Source organism: Peribacillus muralis (assembly GCF_001439925.1).
In the GTDB taxonomy this organism is placed as follows: Bacteria; Bacillota; Bacilli; order Bacillales; family DSM-1321; genus Peribacillus; species Peribacillus muralis.
On sequence record NZ_LMBV01000040.1, the window covers coordinates 1 to 201 of the forward strand.

The 201-nt window shown below is 34.3% G+C and carries 1 rRNA gene (only partly in view); it reads left to right on the top strand.

From position 1 onward, the window contains the following. Positions 1 to 139: 139 nt before the first annotated feature. Positions 140 to 201 (top strand): 5S ribosomal RNA (rrf, locus tag ASU00_RS23115) (it continues 77 nt past the right edge of the window).

Below are 201 nucleotides of genomic sequence, written 5' to 3' on the forward strand. Positions count from 1 at the left end.
TAGATCGAGGACTTAACCAACGCTTTGTAAAAAAATGAAATACCTTCTTATTATCTAGTTTTGAAGGAATGAAAATTTCTTCTTGCATTTCAAAATCATATGTGTTATGATAAGTAATGTACTGAAAAAAGATTATATGTTTGGTGACGATAGCGAAGAGGTCACACCCGTTCCCATTCCGAACACGGCAGTTAAGCTCTT